18 protein-coding genes and 1 tRNA gene are annotated in these 18053 nt (G+C 70.8%); 12 read left to right on the top strand and 7 right to left on the bottom strand.

The window, feature by feature from the left end:
- Nucleotides 1-18 precede the first annotated feature (18 nt).
- Entirely contained in the window at nucleotides 19-2766 is a 2748-nt protein-coding gene (gene aceE, locus ABZ877_RS22500) for a pyruvate dehydrogenase (acetyl-transferring), homodimeric type (RefSeq protein ID WP_361073972.1), read from the bottom strand.
- Nucleotides 2767-3160: 394 nt separating this feature from the next.
- Between aceE and ABZ877_RS22505 the strand changes: the two genes are divergently transcribed.
- The 6 genes from ABZ877_RS22505 to ABZ877_RS22530 all read left to right on the top strand — a co-directional run bounded on the left by ABZ877_RS22505 (nucleotide 3161) and on the right by ABZ877_RS22530 (nucleotide 7777).
- Nucleotides 3161-3592, top strand: coding sequence for a DUF3052 domain-containing protein (locus ABZ877_RS22505; RefSeq protein WP_361073974.1), 432 nt, complete (start codon nucleotides 3161-3163; stop codon nucleotides 3590-3592).
- Nucleotides 3593-3761: 169 nt separating this feature from the next.
- Nucleotides 3762-4220 carry a peroxiredoxin gene (locus ABZ877_RS22510; RefSeq protein WP_361073976.1) on the top strand — a complete coding sequence of 153 codons (459 nt, stop codon included), beginning with the start codon at nucleotides 3762-3764 and terminating at the stop codon, nucleotides 4218-4220.
- Nucleotides 4221-4360: 140 nt separating this feature from the next.
- Nucleotides 4361-4936 (top strand): TerD family protein, encoded by a 576-nt coding sequence (locus ABZ877_RS22515; protein ID WP_361073978.1) that lies wholly within the window; start codon nucleotides 4361-4363, stop codon nucleotides 4934-4936.
- 130 nt (nucleotides 4937-5066) lie between these two features.
- On the top strand, nucleotides 5067-5642 hold the full coding sequence (locus ABZ877_RS22520) for a TerD family protein (protein WP_361073980.1): 576 nt from the start codon (nucleotides 5067-5069) through the stop codon (nucleotides 5640-5642).
- Nucleotides 5643-5723: 81 nt separating this feature from the next.
- Complete coding sequence (locus ABZ877_RS22525) at nucleotides 5724-6872, top strand: DUF475 domain-containing protein (protein WP_361073982.1); 1149 nt, start codon at nucleotides 5724-5726, stop codon at nucleotides 6870-6872.
- A gap of 158 nt (nucleotides 6873-7030) precedes the next feature.
- The gene (locus tag ABZ877_RS22530) at nucleotides 7031-7777 is read left to right on the top strand and encodes a Tellurium resistance (protein WP_361073984.1); all 747 of its coding nucleotides are present in this window, start codon (nucleotides 7031-7033) and stop codon (nucleotides 7775-7777) included.
- Between the two features lie 22 nt (nucleotides 7778-7799).
- Here the strand turns inward: ABZ877_RS22530 and ABZ877_RS22535 are convergent, their stop codons facing one another.
- On the bottom strand, nucleotides 7800-8639 hold the full coding sequence (locus tag ABZ877_RS22535) for a TerD family protein (RefSeq protein ID WP_361073986.1): 840 nt from the start codon (nucleotides 8637-8639) through the stop codon (nucleotides 7800-7802).
- 217 nt (nucleotides 8640-8856) lie between these two features.
- Between ABZ877_RS22535 and ABZ877_RS22540 the strand changes: the two genes are divergently transcribed.
- From ABZ877_RS22540 to ABZ877_RS22550, 3 genes are read left to right on the top strand one after another with little or no spacing between them, the layout of a single operon-like run.
- The gene (locus ABZ877_RS22540) at nucleotides 8857-10023 is read left to right on the top strand and encodes an HpcH/HpaI aldolase/citrate lyase family protein (RefSeq protein WP_361073988.1); all 1167 of its coding nucleotides are present in this window, start codon (nucleotides 8857-8859) and stop codon (nucleotides 10021-10023) included.
- Nucleotides 10020-12482: a phosphoribosyltransferase gene (locus ABZ877_RS22545; RefSeq protein ID WP_361073990.1), complete on the top strand. Its 2463-nt coding sequence runs from the start codon at nucleotides 10020-10022 to the stop codon at nucleotides 12480-12482. Before ABZ877_RS22540 ends, ABZ877_RS22545 begins: the two co-directional genes overlap by 4 nt.
- A 14-nt stretch (nucleotides 12483-12496) precedes the next feature.
- Nucleotides 12497-13294 (top strand): HAD family hydrolase, encoded by a 798-nt coding sequence (locus ABZ877_RS22550; RefSeq protein WP_361073992.1) that lies wholly within the window; start codon nucleotides 12497-12499, stop codon nucleotides 13292-13294.
- A gap of 66 nt (nucleotides 13295-13360) precedes the next feature.
- Here the strand turns inward: ABZ877_RS22550 and ABZ877_RS22555 are convergent, their stop codons facing one another.
- The 4 genes from ABZ877_RS22555 to ABZ877_RS22570 all read right to left on the bottom strand — a co-directional run bounded on the left by ABZ877_RS22555 (nucleotide 13361) and on the right by ABZ877_RS22570 (nucleotide 16687).
- Nucleotides 13361-13579 (bottom strand): zinc ribbon domain-containing protein, encoded by a 219-nt coding sequence (locus tag ABZ877_RS22555; RefSeq protein WP_361073993.1) that lies wholly within the window; start codon nucleotides 13577-13579, stop codon nucleotides 13361-13363.
- A gap of 9 nt (nucleotides 13580-13588) precedes the next feature.
- Nucleotides 13589-14296, bottom strand: a complete 708-nt coding sequence (locus ABZ877_RS22560) for an FCD domain-containing protein (RefSeq protein ID WP_361073995.1) — start codon at nucleotides 14294-14296, stop codon at nucleotides 13589-13591.
- A gap of 83 nt (nucleotides 14297-14379) precedes the next feature.
- Complete coding sequence (locus ABZ877_RS22565; RefSeq protein WP_361074087.1) at nucleotides 14380-15684, bottom strand: hypothetical protein; 1305 nt, start codon at nucleotides 15682-15684, stop codon at nucleotides 14380-14382.
- Nucleotides 15685-15889: 205 nt separating this feature from the next.
- Entirely contained in the window at nucleotides 15890-16687 is a 798-nt protein-coding gene (locus ABZ877_RS22570; RefSeq protein WP_361073997.1) for a DUF4097 family beta strand repeat-containing protein, read from the bottom strand.
- 218 nt (nucleotides 16688-16905) lie between these two features.
- Here ABZ877_RS22570 and ABZ877_RS22575 point away from each other — a divergent pair.
- Together ABZ877_RS22575 and ABZ877_RS22580 are read left to right on the top strand one after the other, a co-directional pair.
- A tRNA-Val gene (locus tag ABZ877_RS22575) sits at nucleotides 16906-16980 on the top strand.
- Nucleotides 16981-17114: 134 nt separating this feature from the next.
- Entirely contained in the window at nucleotides 17115-17282 is a 168-nt protein-coding gene (locus ABZ877_RS22580) for a hypothetical protein (protein WP_361073998.1), read from the top strand.
- Between the two features lie 44 nt (nucleotides 17283-17326).
- Here the strand turns inward: ABZ877_RS22580 and ABZ877_RS22585 are convergent, their stop codons facing one another.
- Entirely contained in the window at nucleotides 17327-17716 is a 390-nt protein-coding gene (locus ABZ877_RS22585; protein WP_361074000.1) for a hypothetical protein, read from the bottom strand.
- A 99-nt stretch (nucleotides 17717-17815) separates the two neighbouring features.
- On the opposite strand from ABZ877_RS22585, the gene ABZ877_RS22590 reads away from it, so the two are divergent.
- Nucleotides 17816-18043, top strand: a complete 228-nt coding sequence (locus tag ABZ877_RS22590; RefSeq protein WP_361074002.1) for a DUF2277 domain-containing protein — start codon at nucleotides 17816-17818, stop codon at nucleotides 18041-18043.
- Nucleotides 18044-18053: the final 10 nt, after the last annotated feature.

The raw sequence follows: 18053 nt of genomic DNA on the forward strand, positions 1-18053 counted from the left end.
CGCTAACCCAGCGGAGCGCTACGCATCGCCCCCCGCCGCCCCCGGATGAGCCGCGCTCACGTCAAGAAGCTGGTAGCGGTCGATCGCCTGCTTCAGGAGGGAGCGGTCCAGTTTGCCCTCGCGGGCCAGTTCCGTGAGGACCGCGACGACCACCGACTGGGCGTCGATGTGGAAGTAGCGGCGGGCGGCGCCCCGGGTGTCGGCGAAGCCGAAGCCGTCGGCGCCGAGGGACTGGTAGGTGCCGGGGACCCAGCGGGCGATCTGGTCGGGCACGGACCGCATCCAGTCGGAGACGGCGATGAACGGACCCTGCGCGCCGGAGAGCTTGTGGGTGATGTACGGCGTGCGCTGCTCCTCCTCGGGGTGGAGCAGGTTGTGCCGCTCGACCTCCACGGCGTCGCGGCGCAGTTCGTTCCAGGAGGTGGCGGACCAGACGTCGGCCCGTACGTTCCAGTCCCGGGCGAGGATCTGCTGGGCCTCGATGGCCCAGGGGACTCCGACACCCGAGGCCATGATCTGCGCGGGGATCTCGCCGGAGGTGCCCGTGCTGACGCGGTGGATGCCCTTGAGGATGCCCTCGACGTCGACGTCGGCGGGTTCCGCGGGGTGCTGGATCGGCTCGTTGTAGACGGTGAGGTAGTAGAAGACGTCCTCGCCGGGCTTGCCGTCGGCCGTCGGGCCGTACATCCGGCGCAGGCCGTCCTTGACGATGTGGGCGATCTCGTAGCCGTACGCCGGGTCGTAGGCGACGCAGGCGGGGTTGGTCGAGGCGAGGAGCTGGGAGTGGCCGTCGGCGTGCTGGAGGCCCTCGCCGGTCAGGGTCGTACGGCCGGCGGTCGCGCCGAGGACGAAGCCGCGCGCCAACTGATCGGCCATCTGCCAGAACTGGTCGCCGGTCCGCTGGAAACCGAACATCGAGTAGAAGACGTAGACAGGGATGAGGGGTTCGCCGTGCGTTGCGTAAGCGGAACCGGCCGCGATGAGGGAGGCCGTGCAGCCCGCCTCGGAGATGCCGTCGTGGAGCATCTGGCCGGTCGGCGACTCCTTGTACGCGAGGAGGAGGTCGCGGTCGACGGACTCGTACTGCTGGCCGAGCGGGTTGTAGATCTTCGCGCTCGGGAAGAAGGAGTCCATGCCGAAGGTGCGGTACTCGTCGGGCGCGATCAGCACGAAGCGCTTGCCGATCTCCTTGTCCCGCATGAGGTCCTTCAGGAGCCGGACGAACGCCATGGTGGTGGCGATCGACTGCTGCCCGGACCCCTTCTTGACCGTGGCGTACGCCTTGTCGTCCGGCAGTTCGAGCGGCTTGGCGCGCACCACGCGGGTCGGCACGTAGCCGCCGCATGCCTTGCGGCGGTCGTGCATGTACTGGATCTCTTCGCTGTCGCGGCCGGGGTGGTAGTACGGCGGCACGCCGCTCTCCAGCTGGGCGTCGGAGATGGGGATGTGGAGCCGGTCGCGGAACCGCTTCAGGTCGTCGACCGTCAGCTTCTTCATCTGGTGCGTGGCGTTGCGCCCCTCGAAGTTCGGGCCGAGGGTCCACCCCTTGACCGTCTGCGCGAGGATGACCGTCGGCTGGCCCTTGTGCTCCTTGGCCGCCGTGAACGCCGCGAAGATCTTTTTGTGGTCGTGACCGCCGCGGCCCAGGTGCAGGATCTGGTCGTCGGTCATGTTCTCGACCATGGCGCGCAGGCGGTGGTCGTCGCCGAAGAAGTGCTGGCGGATGTAGGCGCCGGACTCGGTGGCGTAGGTCTGGAACTGGCCGTCGGGCGTGGTGTTCAGCTTGTTGACGAGGACGCCGTCGCGGTCCTGGGCGAGCAGCGGGTCCCAACTGCGGTCCCACACCAGCTTGATGACGTTCCATCCGGCGCCGCGGAACTGCGACTCCAGCTCCTGGATGATCTTGCCGTTGCCGCGCACCGGTCCGTCGAGCCGCTGCAGGTTGCAGTTGACGACGAAGGTGAGGTTGTCCAGGCCCTCGCGGGCGGCGATGGAGAGCTGGCCGAGCGACTCGGGCTCGTCCATCTCACCGTCGCCGAGGAAGGCCCACACGTGCGAATCGGAGGTGTCGGCGATACCGCGGGCCTCCATGTAGCGGTTCATCCGGGCCTGGAAGATCGCGCCGAGCGGGCCGAGGCCCATCGAGACGGTCGGGAACTCCCAGAAGTCCGGCATGAGGCGCGGGTGCGGGTACGAGGAGAGCCCGTGCGGCGCCTTCGACTTCTCCTGGCGGAAACCGTCGAGCTGGTCCTCGGTGAGCCGGTCCAGGAGGTAGGCGCGGGCGTAGATGCCGGGCGAGGCGTGCCCCTGGAAGAAGATCTGGTCGCCGCCGCGGCCGTCGTCCTTGCCGCGGAAGAAGTGGTTGAAGCCGACGTCGTACAGCGACGCGGACGAGGCGAACGTGGCGATGTGGCCGCCGACGCCGATGCCGGGGCGCTGCGCGCGGGAGACCATCACCGCGGCGTTCCACCGCGTGGCGTTGAGGACCTTGCGCTCGATCTCCTCGTTGCCGGGGAAGAAGGGCTCGTCCTTGGTGGCGATCGTGTTGATGTAGTCCGTGCTGCGCATCTCGGGCACGGCCACGCGCTTCTCGCGGGCCCGCTCGATCAGCCGGAGCATCAGGTAGCGGGCCCGCTCACGGCCGCGCTGGTCGACCGCGGCGTCGAGGGAGTCGAGCCACTCCTGGGTTTCTTCCGGATCGAAGTCCGGGACCTGACTGGGAAGACCGCCAATGATGATCGGGTTGCGATCGGATCCGGAAACCACGCTGTTCCTTCACTGTCGGTGATGCCACTCTCGGTGGGTTCGGCCGCGCACGGTCGGTTGTGCATCGTGCACTGTCGCGTACGCCGTCGGGGTACACCCTTGTCCATCGTGTACCTCGGAATCGGAATCGTCATCTCTGTGCGAGGCAATTCGACGGGCCCGTTACGCTCGGTGTCGGCGCAGGGCGGGCAAACCCGGCAGAATGCTGTGGCGTACATCACCGGCCTGCGGGAATCCTTGACAGGAGTTGTGGTGGCACAGCCCGGAACGTCACCGTTTCGGCGGTCTCGGCGGCCGGGTACTTGCGCGATCCGTCGCGCACGTGTGGACTACGGCCAACGCTTCGCGCCTGCGCGAGGCTCAGACATTCATAAACATGATCAGGAGGCAATCCGTGAGCGCGACCGCGGACCACGCGGAGACGAACCTTGCCGCAAGGCTTGGTTTCCAGACCGACATGGTGGTCCAGGAGATCGGCTACGACGAGGACGTCGATCAGGAGCTCCGTGAGGCCATCGAGGCCGTAACCGCCACAGAGCTCGTCGACGAGGACTATGACGACGTGGCTGATGCCGTGGTGCTCTGGTTCCGTGAGGACGACGGGGACCTTACTGATGCGCTGGTGGACACCACCACGTACATCGAAGACGGCGGTTACATCCTGCTTCTGACGCCGAAGACCGGGCGGGACGGGTACGTCGAGCCGAGCGAGATCGGCGAGGCCGCCACGACCGCCGGGCTCTCGCAGACCAAGGGCGTCAGCGTGGGCAAGGACTGGACCGGGAGCAGGCTGGTGACGCCCAAGACGGCCGCCAAGAAGCGGTAGACCGGCCCGGCGGGACCGGTAAGGACCCGGGAGACCTTGACGAGGCCCCGCGGGCGCACACGTGCGCCCGCGGGGCCTCGCCGCTTGCGCGTGGGGTCGGCGGAGGGGCGCACCCGCCGCCAACTAGGGTGAAGCCACCCGAACAGCCCCATCGAAGGGAAGCTTCACCATGGCGATCGAGGTCGGCACCCAGGCTCCGGACTTCGAGCTGAGGAACCAGCACGGCGAGACCGTGAAGCTCTCGGACTTCCGCGGCGAGAAGAACGTGGTGCTGCTCTTCTATCCGTTCGCTTTCACCGGGGTCTGCACCGGCGAGCTGTGCGCCCTGCGGGACGAGCTGCCGAAGTTCGTCAACGACGACGTGCAGTTGCTCGCCGTGTCGAACGACTCCCCGTTCTCCCTGCGGGTCTTCGCCGAGCAGGAGGGCCTGGAGTACCCGCTCCTGAGCGACTTCTGGCCGCACGGCGAGGCCTCGCGCGCGTACGGCGTCTTCGACGAGGAGAAGGGCTGCGCGGTGCGCGGCACCTTCATCATCGACAAGGAGGGTGTGGTCCGCTGGACGGTCGTCAACGGCCTGCCCGACGCCCGCGACCTCAACGAGTACGCGAAGGCGCTCGAAGCCCTGTAAAGCGGTTTTTCCGGATTCCCGGGGTACGACACCCGGCGGGAACCTCGCCGGGGTGGGAACCCCTCACTAGGATCCAGACGTTGATCCGATACAAGACGCACTACGGGGCTCCCCGCCCCTACAGACCATAGGGAGGACTCGTGGGAGTCAGCCTCAGCAAGGGCGGCAACGTATCGCTGAGCAAGGAGGCCCCTGGCCTCACAGCGGTCGTCGTGGGCCTGGGTTGGGACGTCCGCACCACCACCGGTACGGACTTCGACCTGGACGCCAGCGCCATCCTGATCAACGCGGAGGGCAAGGTCCGCAACGACCAGGACTTCGTGTTCTTCAACAACCTGAAGAGCGCGGACGGCTCGGTCGAGCACACCGGCGACAACCTGACCGGTGAGGGCGAGGGCGACGACGAGCAGGTCAAGGTCGACCTCTCCGCGGTCCCGGCCGACGTGGACAAGATCGTGTTCCCGGTCTCGATCTACGACGCCGAGAACCGCCAGCAGTCCTTCGGCCAGGTGCGCAACGCCTTCATCCGCGTCGTGAACCAGACGGGCGGCGCGGAGATCGCCCGGTACGACCTCTCCGAGGACGCCTCGACGGAGACCGCCATGGTCTTCGGCGAGCTGTACCGGAACGGGGCGGAGTGGAAGTTCCGCGCCGTCGGCCAGGGCTACGCCTCGGGCCTGCGCGGCATCGCGCAGGACTTCGGCGTCAACGTCTGAGCCGGCAGTAGCCACACGAGCGGTCGCCGTACGCGCGGCACGCTCACCCGTCCGGCGCCGCACTCTCGCAGTGCGGCGCCGGACGCGCTCGACCACAGCACTGTCTTACACGCGGGGAGGACCAGGGATCATGGGCGTCACGCTCGCCAAGGGAGGCAATGTCTCCCTCTCCAAGGCCGCACCGAACCTCACGCAGGTCCTGGTCGGGCTCGGCTGGGACGCACGTTCCACCACCGGGGCCGATTTCGACCTGGACGCCAGCGCGCTGCTGTGCAGCGGCGGCCGGGTGATGGGCGACGAGTGGTTCGTCTTCTACAACCAGCTCAAGAGCCCGGACGGCTCGGTCGAGCACACCGGGGACAATCTGACCGGTGAGGGCGAGGGCGACGACGAGTCGCTCATCGTGGACCTGTCGAAAGTGCCGGCCGCCTGCGACAAGATCATCTTTCCTGTCTCCATCCATGACGCGGACAACCGCGGGCAGACCTTCGGCCAGGTGAGCAACGCGTTCATCCGCGTGGTCAACCAGGCGGACGGCCAGGAGCTCGCGCGCTACGACCTCTCCGAGGACGCCTCCACCGAGACGGCGATGATCTTCGGCGAGCTGTACCGGTACGGCGGAGAGTGGAAGTTCCGTGCAGTCGGTCAGGGGTATGCGTCCGGTCTGCGGGGCATCGCTCTAGACTTCGGAGTCAACGTTTCCTAAAGCGTTGCTAAAGCCGTGCACGGAGCGGGGGAGCCCCGTACAACCAGCACGGGGAAACCCGTACACACGATGGGGTAGTCAGTGGTTCTGAAAACCTTCGGCTGGTCGTTCGCGATCACCGTGCTCGGATTGATCGCCGCGGTGTTCTACGACGGCTGGACGGCGCTCGGCCTCGTCGGGATCCTCGCGATCATGGAGGTCTCCCTCTCCTTCGACAACGCGGTGGTCAACGCCGGTGTCCTGAAGAAGATGAACGCCTTCTGGCAGAAGATCTTCCTCACGGTCGGCGTGCTGATCGCGGTGTTCGGCATGCGGCTGATCTTCCCCGTCGTCATCGTGGCGATCAGCGCCAAGATGGGCCCGGTCGAGGCGGTCGACCTCGCGTTCAACCAGCCGGACCGCTACCAGCAGCTCGTCACCGACGCGCACCCGTCCATCGCCGCCTTCGGTGGCATGTTCCTGCTGATGATCTTCCTGGACTTCATCTTCGAGGACCGGGACATCAAGTGGCTCGGCTGGCTGGAGCGCCCGCTCGCCAAGCTCGGCAAGGTCGACATGCTGTCGGTCTGCATCGCGCTGATCGTGCTCCTCGTCTGCGCCATGACCTTCGCCGTCCACGCGCACCAGCACGGCGGCGTGCACGCGGACAAGCAGTCCACGGTCCTCATCTCCGGCGTCGCCGGTCTCATCACGTACCTCGTGGTCGGCGGGCTCTCCAGCTTCTTCGAGAACCGCCTGGAGGAAGAGGAGGAGCGCGAGCACGAGGAGGAGGAGCGGGCGGCCCGTGAGGGGACCAAGCCGAAGTCGGCCGTGCTCCTCGCCGGCAAGGCCGCGTTCTTCATGTTCCTCTACCTCGAGGTCCTGGACGCGTCGTTCTCCTTCGACGGTGTGATCGGCGCCTTCGCCATCACCAACGACATCGTGATCATGGCGCTCGGCCTCGGCATCGGCGCCATGTACGTCCGTTCGCTCACCGTCTACCTGGTCCGCCAGGGCACCCTCGACGACTACGTCTACCTGGAGCACGGCGCGCACTACGCGATCGGCGCTCTGGCCGTGATCCTGCTCGTCACGATCCGCTACGAGATCAACGAGATCATCACCGGCCTCATCGGCGTCGTCCTGATCGCCTGGTCCTTCTTCTCCTCGGTGCGCCGCAACAAGCGCCTCGCGGCCGAGGAGGGAAACACGGGCAGCCCGGACAAGAGTGAGGTCTCCTCCGGGGTCTGACCTGGAGAGAGGCCCCCGGGGTTTTAGCCGGGCCCCAATCCTGGAACGCTTCGGACGGGGCGGTCGCACGAGGCATTGCCTCCCCGCGACCGCCCCGTTCGGCATGATCGGCACGATCGGCATGAACGGGCGACTCGGCATCGGCAGTTGGGGGCGGCATGTCCTTGTGGGACAAACTCTGGCGCGGCGGCTCCGCGCAGTTCGACTTCGACTCGGGGAGCGCGGCGACCAACGCCATCGAACTCACCAAACGACATCCGACGATCTCGCTCTCCAAGCAGGGCGCGACCACCGGCAACCTCCGCGTCAATCTGTCCTGGCGGATGCGGACCTCGGACATCGGCGGATTCGAGAAGAACAGCCTGATCCGCCATCCGTTCAGCATGTTCAAACCGGACGTCGTGCAGGCGCACACCCAGTCCATGGTCAATGTCGACCTGGACCTCGGCTGCCTGTACGAGCTGACCGACGGCGAGAAGGGCGTCGTACAGCCGCTCGGCAGCTTCTTTGGCTCGCTCAACGCGCCGCCGTACGTGAAGCTCAGCGGCGACGACCGGTTCGGCTCGGCGTCCGGCGAGACCATGTACGTCAATCTCGACCATCGCGACGCCATCAAACGGCTGCTCGTCTTCGTCTACATCTACGACCAGACGCCGGCCTTCGACCGTACGCACGCGATCGTGACGCTCTACCCCAGCAACGGCCCGCGCATCGAGATCAGCCTCGACGAGCGCGCGCCGCAGGCCCGCTCCTGCGCCGTCATCTCCATCGAGAACGTCAAGGGCGACCTGGTGGTGCGGCGCGAGGTGAAGTTCGTGTACGGGTTCCAGGCCGAGCTGGACCGGCTGTACGGCTGGGGGCTCCAGTGGGGCCGCGGCTACAAGTCCAAGGTGGGGGAGCGCTAGCCGCCCCCGCGCCCGTACCGGTTCACCGTCCGATGAACTGCGGCCCCTGCGGCGGCAGCCGGAACTCCTGGTCGGGCTGGGCCGCCGCCACCGGCTGCGGATAGCCGTACGCGGGCTGGGACGGCGGCGCCGGCTGCGCCGTGGCCTGCGGCGGATAGCCGTACGACGGCGGCTGCTGGGGCGGCAGCGGAAAGGACGGGGCGGGGGCCGCGGGCGCCGGGTGGGCGGCGGGCACGGTCGGCGCGGACGTGTCCGTCGCCGAGGGGGACGGTGCGGACGGAGACGGTGCCGACGGGGCCGGTGCGGGCTCCGCGGCGGCCGACTCGTCCACCGAGATGCCGAAGTCCGTGGCGAGCCCGACCAGGCCGTTGGAGTAGCCCTCGCCGACCGCGCGCAGCCGCCAGCCGTCGCCGCGCCGGTACAGCTCGCCACAGATCATCGCGGTCTCCGCGCCCGTCTCCGGCTTGATGTCGAAGTGGGCGAGCGGCTCGGCGCCCTCGGCGCTGGCGTCGTACACCACCATCCGCAGCGCCTGCACGTGCTCGAACGCGACCTCGTCGGCGGAGGCCGTGAAGAGGATGCGGGTGATGTCCTGCGGCATGCCCGCGAGGTCGGCCTGGAGGGTGTCCGTCATGCCCTCCGGCACGCGCTTCTGGCCGAGCCGCCAGACCTTGCCGGAGGGGTGGCGCGGCTGGTTGTAGAAGACGAAGTCCTCGTCGGAGCGGACCTTGCCGTCGGCGCCGAGGAGCAGCGCGGAGGCGTCCACCGCCGGTACGCCCTGCCCGGGGGTCCAGCGGAGCACGGCGCGCACCGCCGTGGCGTCGAGCGGGACGTTCGCCCCCTTGAGCATCGCGTGCGTCATACGGTCATCCTGCCTTCCCGCGGTGGGCCGGGACAACGCGGGGTACTCGCGTTCGAAGGGGACGCGGGGCGCCCGGGGAGCGGGGGCGGGGCGGAACGCCGTACGACACGCACGGGTTACCAGAATTTCATTGCACCCGGGAACTGTTGACACAAGTTTGTACGTACTATTACCGGCCACATCAAGCCGGGCGGCCCAGTAACAAGCAGGGAGACTAATGCGTCATTTCGGGCATATCGCGCCTGAGGTGCGGGAGCGTCTGTTCCACCGGGAGCCCGCGCTCTTCGGTGCGGACTCCGCGCCCCGCGTCCTCGCGGCGGCGCTCGGCGCCACCCTGTACAGCCCCGCCACCCGGCCGCACCTCGCCGACGACGTCCTCAAGCAGGCGCGGCGCGGCGTCGTCTCCATGGTGCTGTGCCTGGAGGACTCGATAGGGGACGAGGAGGTGAGCGGCGCCGAGGACAACCTGGTCCGCCAGTTCGCCGACCTCGCCGCGCGCGGGGCCGAGACGCCGCTGCTCTTCATCCGCGTCCGCGCGCCCCGGCAGATCACCGACCTCGTCCAGCGTCTCGGACCGGCCGTCGCGCTGCTGTCCGGATTCGTACTGCCGAAGTTCACGGAGGAGCGGGGCGTTCCGTTCCTGGAGGCGCTCACCGCCGCCGAGGCCGTCACCGGACGCAGGCTGTTCGCCATGCCGGTCCTGGAGTCCCCCGAACTGCTCCACCTGGAGACGCGCACCGAGACCCTCGACGGGATCGCCCGCACCGTCGACAAGTACCGCGACCGCGTCCTCGCCCTCCGCCTCGGCGTCACCGACTTCTGCTCGGCGTACGGGCTGCGCAGGCCGCCCGACATGACCGCGTACGACGTCCAGATCGTCGCCTCCGTCATCGGTGACGTCGTCAACCGCCTCGGCCGGGCCGACGGCACCGGGTTCACCGTCACCGGACCGGTCTGGGAGTACTTCCGCCACCAGGAGCGGATGTTCAAGCCGCAATTGCGCCGCAGTCCCTTCCTCGAGGAGGGCGCCGAAACCCTGCGCGAGGCGCTGATCAGGCACGACCTGGACGGGCTGCTGCGCGAGATCGAGCTGGACCGGGCCAACGGGCTGCTCGGCAAGACCTGCATCCACCCCACCCACGTCCTGCCGGTGCACGCGCTCTCCGTCGTCAGCCACGAGGAGTACAGCGACGCCCGGGACATCCTGCGGCCCGAGCGGGGCGGCGGCGGGGTGCTCAGGTCGTCGTACACGAACAAGATGAACGAGGTGAAGCCGCACCGCGCCTGGGCCGAGCGGACGCTGACGCGCGCGGAGGCGTTCGGGGTGGCGCGCGAGGACGTCGGGTTCGTGGAGCTGCTGACGGCGGGGCTGCCCGCCTCATGACCGAGAGCGTGGCTGGGACCGCCACCCGAGCAGAGGACACAGAGAACAAAGTGAACACCGTGTGGTCGGGTACGTGGGTCGCGGAGCGGCTCGGCGTCGAGCTGACCGGCGACCAGGAACTGCCCGCGCTCCTGGGCCTCGCCCTGCGGCGCAACCCCAAGCGCGCGCACCTGCTCGTCTCGAACGTGCTCGGCAAGCACGTGCCGCAGCGCCCCTCGGTGGTGTGGGGCGCGGGACGCGAACTGGGCATACGGGTAAGGGAGTTGCTCGGTGACGAAGCGGCGGCGCGCGCCGTCGTCCTGGGGTACGCCGAGACCGCGACGGGCCTCGGCCACTCGGTCGCCGACGGCCTCGCGCTCGCGCCGTACCTGCACTCCACGCGCCGTCCCGTCGACGGGGTGGCCCCCGCGGGCGGCTTCGAGGAGTCTCACTCGCACGCCACCTCCCACCTGCTGCTGCCCGAGGACCCGCAGCTGCTCGCCGGGGACGGCCCGCTGGTCTTGGTCGACGACGAGTTCTCCACCGGCAACACGGTCCTGAACACCATCCGCGCCCTGCACGAGCTGCACGCCCGCGCGCACTACGTCATCGTCGCGCTCGTCGACATGCGCTCGCCCGGCGACCAGGGGCGGCTGGAGGCGTTCGCGGAGGAGATCGGCGCCCGGGTCGACCTCGTCGTCATGGCGCGGGGCGAGGTGCGGCTGCCCGACGGGGTCCTGGAGAAGGGGCAGGCGCTCGTCGCCGCCCACGAGGGTGCGGTCGTGCCCGCGGCCCGGCGCGAGCGGGGCGACATCGTCCGCGTCGGTGACCTCGGCTGGCCGGACGGGGTGCCGGACGGCGGCCGGCACGGCTTCACCCCGGCCCACCGGGTCCGCCTCGAAGCGGCGCTGCCCGCCATGGCCGCACGACTCGCCCCGCACACGCGCGGACGCGTGCTCGTCCTGGGCACCGAGGAGCTGATGTACGCGCCGCTGCGCCTCGCCACCGCCCTGGAGGAGAGCGGCGCCGACGTCTCCTTCTCCACGACCACCCGCTCGCCGGTCCTCGCCGTCGACGACCCCGGGTACGCGATCCGCACCCGCCTCGTCTTCCCCGCGCACGACGCGCCGGCCGACGGGCCCGGCGAGCGGTACGCGTACAACGTGGCGGGCGGCGGCTTCGACACGGTCGTCGTCGTCCTCGACTCGGCCGGTGACCGGGCCGAACTCGAAGCGTCCGGCGGGTTGGTGGAGCGGGTGGCCGAGCACGCGGGCCGGGTGGTCGTGGTCGTGCTGCCGTCGTACGTGCCGGAGAGAAGCCAGGAGAGGTCGTCCATGTCGTTGCCCGAGCCGCTGCGCGGTCCCGCCTTCTCCTCGTACGCGCCCGACGAGGTCGGCTGGCTGCTGCGGGACCTCTCGGACGTGACCCTGGAGGCGCCGACCGAGGAGCGCGAGGAGGCCATCCAGAGCGGGGGCGCGCACTACGCGGAGTCGCTGCCGGTCGAGTACCAGCCCAGCGCCCAGTACCAGGAGCTGTTCCACGCCGCGCTCGACGCGTCCGCCGAGCGGATCGCGCACGCGGTCGGTGTCGTTACCGAGACGGTGTTCGCGGAGCGCTCGCCGCGCCCGGTCCTGGTGTCGCTCGCGCGGGCGGGGACGCCGGTCGGCGTGCTGATGCGGCGCTGGGCGCTGCGGCGGCACGGCCTCGAACTGCCGCACTACGCGATATCCATCGTGCGCGGCCGGGGCATCGACGAGAACGCGCTGCGCTGGCTCGCCGCGCACCACGACCCGGCCGACGTCGTCTTCGTCGACGGGTGGACGGGCAAGGGGGCGATCACCCGCGAACTGGCCGCCGCGGTAGCGGAGTTCGAGGGGTTCGACCCGGAGATAGCCGTGCTCGCCGACCCCGGTTCGTGCGTACGGACCTACGGGACGCGCGAGGACTTCCTGATCCCCTCCGCCTGCCTCAACTCCACCGTCTCCGGGCTGATCTCGCGCACGGTGCTCCGCTCCGACCTCGTCGGGCCGAACGACTTCCACGGCGCCAAGTTCTACGCGGAGCTGGCCGGTGCGGACGTGTCGCGGCACTTCCTCGACGCGGTGGAGGAACGGTTCGACGCGGTGCGCGACGCGGTCGACTCCGACGTCAAGGACATGCTCGGGGCCGATCGCACCCCGACCTGGGAGGGCTGGGCCGCCGTCGAACGCATCAGCGAGGAGTACGGCATCCACGACGTGAACCTCGTCAAGCCCGGCGTCGGCGAGACGACACGCGTGCTGCTGCGCCGCGTGCCCTGGAAGATCCTGGCGCGGACCGGCGCCGGGGCCGACCTCGCGCACGTGCGGCTGCTCGCGGAACAGCGCGGGGTGCCCGTGGAGGAGGTCGACGGCCTCCCGTACACCTGCGTCGGCCTGATCCACCCGAGGTTCACGCGCGGGGCGACGGGCGGGGACGGCAAGGCGGTGGCGGCGAAGTGAGCTCCGCTGTCCCCATGACGGTCGTCGCGAGCGACCTCGACCGTACGCTCATCTACTCGGCCGGGGCGCTCGGCCTGACCATGCCCGACGCGCTCGCGCCGCGCCTGCTCTGCGTCGAGGTGTACCAGAGCAAGCCGCTGTCGTACGTGACCGAGGACGCGGCCGCACTGCTCGCGGAGCTGGCGCGGCGCTCGGTGTTCGTGCCGACGACGACGCGGACCCGCGAGCAGTACGGCCGGGTGCGGCTGCCGGGCCCGGTGCCGAGGTACGCGATCTGCGCCAACGGCGGCCACCTCCTGGTCGACGGGGTGTCCGACCCCGACTGGAGCGCGGCGGTGGCCGCGCGGATCGACTCGGGGTGCGCGCCGCTCGGCGAGGTGCGCGAGCGGATGGTCGCCGCCGCGGACCCGGCGTGGCTGCTGAAGGAGCGGGTCGCCGAGGACCTGTTCGCCTACCTCGTGGTGGACCGGGCCCTGCTGCCGCCCACCTGGGTCAAGGAGTTCGCCGCGTGGGCCGACGGCGTCGGCTGGAACGTCTCCCTCCAGGGCCGCAAGGTCTACGCCGTTCCGAAACCGCTGACCAAGGGCGCGGCGGTACGCGAGGTGGCCCGCAGGACCGGCGCCGAACGCACCCTCGGCGCGGGCGACTCCCTCCTGGACGCGGATCTCCTCCAAGCGGTGACCCAGGCATGGCGCCCGGCCCACGGCGAACTCGCGGAGACGGGCTGGACGATGCCGGGCCTGACGGTTCTCGCGGAGAGCGGGGTACTGGCGGGGGAGGCGGTACTGCGGGGGTTCCTGGGGGCGCTGTGAAGTGACCCGGGGCCGGTGAAGCGGCCCCGGGCGGCCCCGGGCGGTCGCCTTCCCGGTCGCCGGAGGCTAGCCGCAGCAGCCGCCGCCGCAGCAACCCCCGCCACCGCCGCCCGTGCTCGGCGAGGGGGCCGGGGCCGCCGCGCCCGTCACGGCCACCGTCGACAACAGCTTCACCGTGTCCTCGTGGCCCGACGGGCACGGGGTGGGGGCCGAGGACTGGGACATGGGGCGGCGGAGTTCGAAGGTGTCGCCGCAGGTGCGGCAGCGGTATTCGTAACGAGGCATGGGTCGAGGTTACGGGGTCGGGTCGTCCTGGAGCGAGAGGTCGAGGAGTTCCAGCATCGCCGTGTAGGCGCCGTCCGCGTCCCGGTCCCGTACGCGCGCCGCGACCTCGGCGTGGACGGGGAGCGGGTGGTGGTGCGGGCCCGCGTGCACGTGTTCGGCGCGGGCGGTGAGGGGCGGGGCCAGGACGTGGGAGAGGCGGGCGAAGAAACGGTTGCCCGAGGCCCTGAGGAGGGTCGTGTGGAAGGCGACGTCGGCGCGTGCGGCGAGTTCCGGGTGCGGGGCGTTCGCCAGGCGCTCCGCCTCGGCCATCGACGCCAGCGCCGCGTCCAGCGTCCGCAGGTCGGCCTCCGAGCGGAACTGGGCGGCCAGGGCCGCGGCCGACGGTTCGACGGCGCGGCGCAGTTCGTGCAGGTCGGGGAGGATGTCGAGGGGGCCGGGCGGTGCGTGGGCCAGGGTCCAGCGCAGGACGTCGGCGTCCAGCACGTTCCACTCGGCCCGGGGGCGGACCCGGTGCGCGGCGTCCACGACGCCCTTCGCCGCGAGCACCCGTACCGCCTCACCGATGACCGGTTCGACGAAGCCCAACTCGGCGGCCAGGGACGGCAGTCGCAGTCGGCGTCCGACCACGTACGCGCCGTCCGCGATGCGACGGGCCAGGGTCTCCACCGCGGCGCGGTGCACGTCGTGCCCGTGCGGCAGCGGTGGGGAGCTGGTCATGGGGAGCAGGCTCGCACGGGTCTCCGTACGAGATCAATTCGCTCTGCGTGACGCGGGGTTGGGCGGGCGGCGGGGGTGCCTTGTCAGGCGCCGCCCCGCTCCTCGCGGATCCGCGCCACGACCCGGGCCGCCGTCTCCCGGACCGCCTCCGTCTCCGTGAGGAAGTGCCAGTAGTCGGGGTGGCGGCCCTCCAGGCCCTCGACGGCGCGGTCCAGGCGGGCCACGGAGTCGTCGAGCGGGCGGGCGTGGCGCGGGTCGGGCGTGGAGCGGCCCGCCATGGCGAGGCGCTGGGCGTCACGGATCGCGAACCGGGTGCGGTCGATCTCCTGCTGCGGGTCCTTCTCCACCGCGTTCAGCCGGTGCAGCCGGTCGGACGCGGCCGAGACCGACTCGTCCGTCGTGTTGAGCAGGGCCCGCACGGTGGAGAGGAGCGAAGTGGCGTCGGGCCAGCGCTGCTCGTCGCGCGCGGCGCGGGCCTCGGCGAGCTTGGTCTCGGCCTGCCGCACGTTCTCCGCGGCCACGTCCGGTACGCGCTGGAGGTCCTGCCAGCACGCCGCGGTGAACCGGCGCCGCAGCTCGCTGAGGATGGGCTCGACCTGCCCCGCGCGCGTGGTCAGCGCCTGCGCCCTGGTGCGCAGGGAGACGAGGCGCCGGTCGATCTCGGCGGCCCGCTCGGGCAGGCGTTCGGCCTCCGCCCGTACGGACTCGGCGTCCCGCGCGACCCGCTCGGCGCGCTCCAGCGTCTCCGGGACGCCGTGCTGCCCCGCGCCCTGGTTCAGCTTGGTCAGCTCGGGGCCGAGCGCGGCGAGCCGGCCCGCCAGGTCGTCGGCCTTCAGCCCGGCCGCGCGGACGGTGTCCAGCGCCGTCGTCGCGGCGAGCAGGGCCTGCCGGGCGCGCTCCACGGACGGGGCGAGCCGCGCCAGCTGCGTCTCCGCCTTGCCGAGCAGCGGCCCGAGCCCCTGCGCGAACCGGTCCAGGTCCTGCTTGGTCCGGAGCAACTGGTCCTTGGCCTGCGTCAGATCGGCCCGCGCGCGAGCCGCGACGCTCGCCTCCAGATCGTCCCGGTCCAGGTCATGGGCGTCGACCGCGCTGATGTACTGCGCGCTGACCTCGTCGATCCGGGCCCCGAGCCGCTCGAACTCGCCGACGGCGCGGCGCGCGGCCGGGGAGTCGTCGACCGCCGTGATCGTCTCTATCGAGATGCGCAGGTCCCGCTGGGCGGTGTCCAGCTCGTAGAACGCGGCCGCCGCGGCGTCCTTCGCCGCCTGCGCCTCCGCACGCTGCGACTCGGCCCGGCCACCGAACCACTTCCGGGTGCCGCCACCGGCGAAAGCCGTGGTCATGGCCGCCGCCAGCACGGGCAGCGGCAGCAGCGTGAGGACGAGCAGATCGTGGAGCGGACGGGGGCGGGGGTGGGGGCGGGAACGGGGCCCGCGCCGCGCACCCTGACCCGTCCCGGTCGTGGCCGGGCGCACCTCGCCGGGGCGCTCGTTCTTCGCCGTCGTCACCAACCACTCCCCGTGCTGCCCGTGCCGTCGTCCGCCCTGACCGGTCTCCATTCTCCCACCGGTCAAGGGCGAACACACGAGCCGGTCAGTCCGCGGTTCCGTCCGCGGTGCGCACGGTGACCTTCCCGTCCTGCGCACGGGCCGAGATCCGGTGCGCGCTGGCGTCATCGCGGGGCACCGAGACATCGACCCGGCCGTCGTCCGTGTGCGTGTCCACGCGGTACTTCGCGGAACCGGGGAGTTCGAGGGTCAGCGAACCGTCGTCGCTGGTGGCGTCGAGCCGGTCGGGGGCCGTGCGCAGCGCGACACGCGCCGAGCCGTCCTTGGTGTGCAGGGACACCCGCTTGGCGTCGACGCCGGAGGCGCGCAGAGAACCGTCGTCGCTGCGCAGCCGCAGCGGCCCCGACACGTCCTCCACCCGCACCGAACCGTCCTTCGTCGCGATGTCGAGACCCTTGCCGAGACCGTTCGCGCGGACACTGCCGTCGTCACTGCGGACGACCACGGCGACACCGCGCGGCACCTCCACGCGGTGGCGCGCCGAGCAGTCGGCGATGAACCCGCTGCAATGCAGGCGCAGGGTGAGCCGGTCCTCGTCCTCCTGCCACTTCCACGTCACCTTCGGATCGGAGCCGATCACGGTGGAGCCCCGGAACCAGCGGACCACCTCGACCTTGGCGCTGTCGCCCGGTACGAGTTCCAGGGCGGCGTCGTCCGAGTCGACGGTGAGGGTGCGGCCCTGGAGGGCGAAGGAACGGTGGTCGGGGTGGTCGTCGTCGGAGGCGTCGGCCCCGCACGCCGAGGCCGTCGCGGCGACAGCGGCCACGGCCGCCACGGCGGCGAGACCGCGGGCGGTACGGGTGCGGAACGGATGGACGGTCATGACGAACTCCCCCTGCGACGACTCCCCTTGCGGCGCCGGACCGGCGAGCCGCACCCCATGAACGTACGGCGGCGGGAGCCCGGCCGGGATGCGGGTGGCCACCGGATCACGGGTGGGGACAACCCCCGCCGCGGGACCGCCTCTCACGGGTTTGCGGTGCACTGCCTGCGGCAAGGTAGGCTGTCGACTCGTCCTGGTCGCGAGAGCGCGGGGCGCAGGGGTGCGTAGCTCAGGGGTAGAGCGCCTGCCTTACAAGCAGGATGTCGGCGGTTCGAAACCGTCCGCGCCCACCAGTGTTCAGCAGCAGGACCAAGGCTCCCGGCTCGTGTGCCGGGGGCCTTTTCTGTGTGCCGTGGGTCCTTCTGCGTGCCGTGCGCGCGGGGCGGGGTAGGCGCGCGGCATGGGGTGGTTTCGGTGGTCCTTGATCATGCTTGCGGTCGCGACAGCGTGGGGCGTGCTGGTCTGGGCCGTCGCCCGGTGGGTGTTCCACGTCGACGATCCGTCCGGGACGGGGTTCGTCGCCGGTGGCGTCCTGATCGGGCCGCCGCTGGGGCGGCGGATACGGGAGCGGCGGCGTGGGGCGGCGCGACGGTAGGGGGCCGGGGGCGGGGACGGGCCCCGGGCCGGGGCGGGGGCGGGTCAGGGGTGCGGTTCTGAGTCTGGTTCCTCGTGTATGTGGTCCTTGTGTGCGCGCTCCTCGTGTACGTGCTTGAGGCGGGCCCTCGCTCTCACCGCGTCGGGGCCCGACAGGTCGCGCCAGTAGCGGTGGCACGTCACGAAGACGGCCAGCTCCAGTTCGCGCCGTCGGAGCTTCTCGACCTCGGCCTGTTCGTCCTCGGTCCAGCCCGGTGAGGCGGGGCGCTCCAGCTTGCGCCAGCCCTGGGTGTCACTGATCGCGTCATGAGGTGCGACGGACCAGGGGAGCCGCTTCAATAGGGCCAGGAGTTCGGCCCGGACCTGGTGTAGCTCCTCCTGGCCGGCGCGGAGGTCGCTCGGGAAGTCGAAGTCGGGGTCATCGGTCGCTGCCACCCGGCAATGGTACGTCTGTTCGAATTGGGTGTGCGAGGGGTCCCGGGGGTTTCACGCGAACGTGTGATCGGGCCGGCCTCGCGGAGGCAGACTGGGGGTATGTGCCGCAGCATCAAGACCCTTCGCCCGCCCGCCCTCCCCGAGGAAGCCACCGAGGACGAGATCAGGGCCGCCGCGCTTCAGTACGTACGGAAGGTGTCCGGTTTCCGGGCGCCCGCCGCGCACAACCGGGAGGTGTTCGAACGGGCGGTGGAGGAGGTTGCGCGCGCCACGGAGGTTCTCTTGGCGGGGCTTGAGGTGCGGGGCGCGGGGCGCGCCAGCGCGTGACCCGGCCGGG

This window comes from Streptomyces sp. NPDC046939 (assembly GCF_040644575.1).
Classification (GTDB): domain Bacteria; phylum Actinomycetota; class Actinomycetes; order Streptomycetales; family Streptomycetaceae; genus Streptomyces.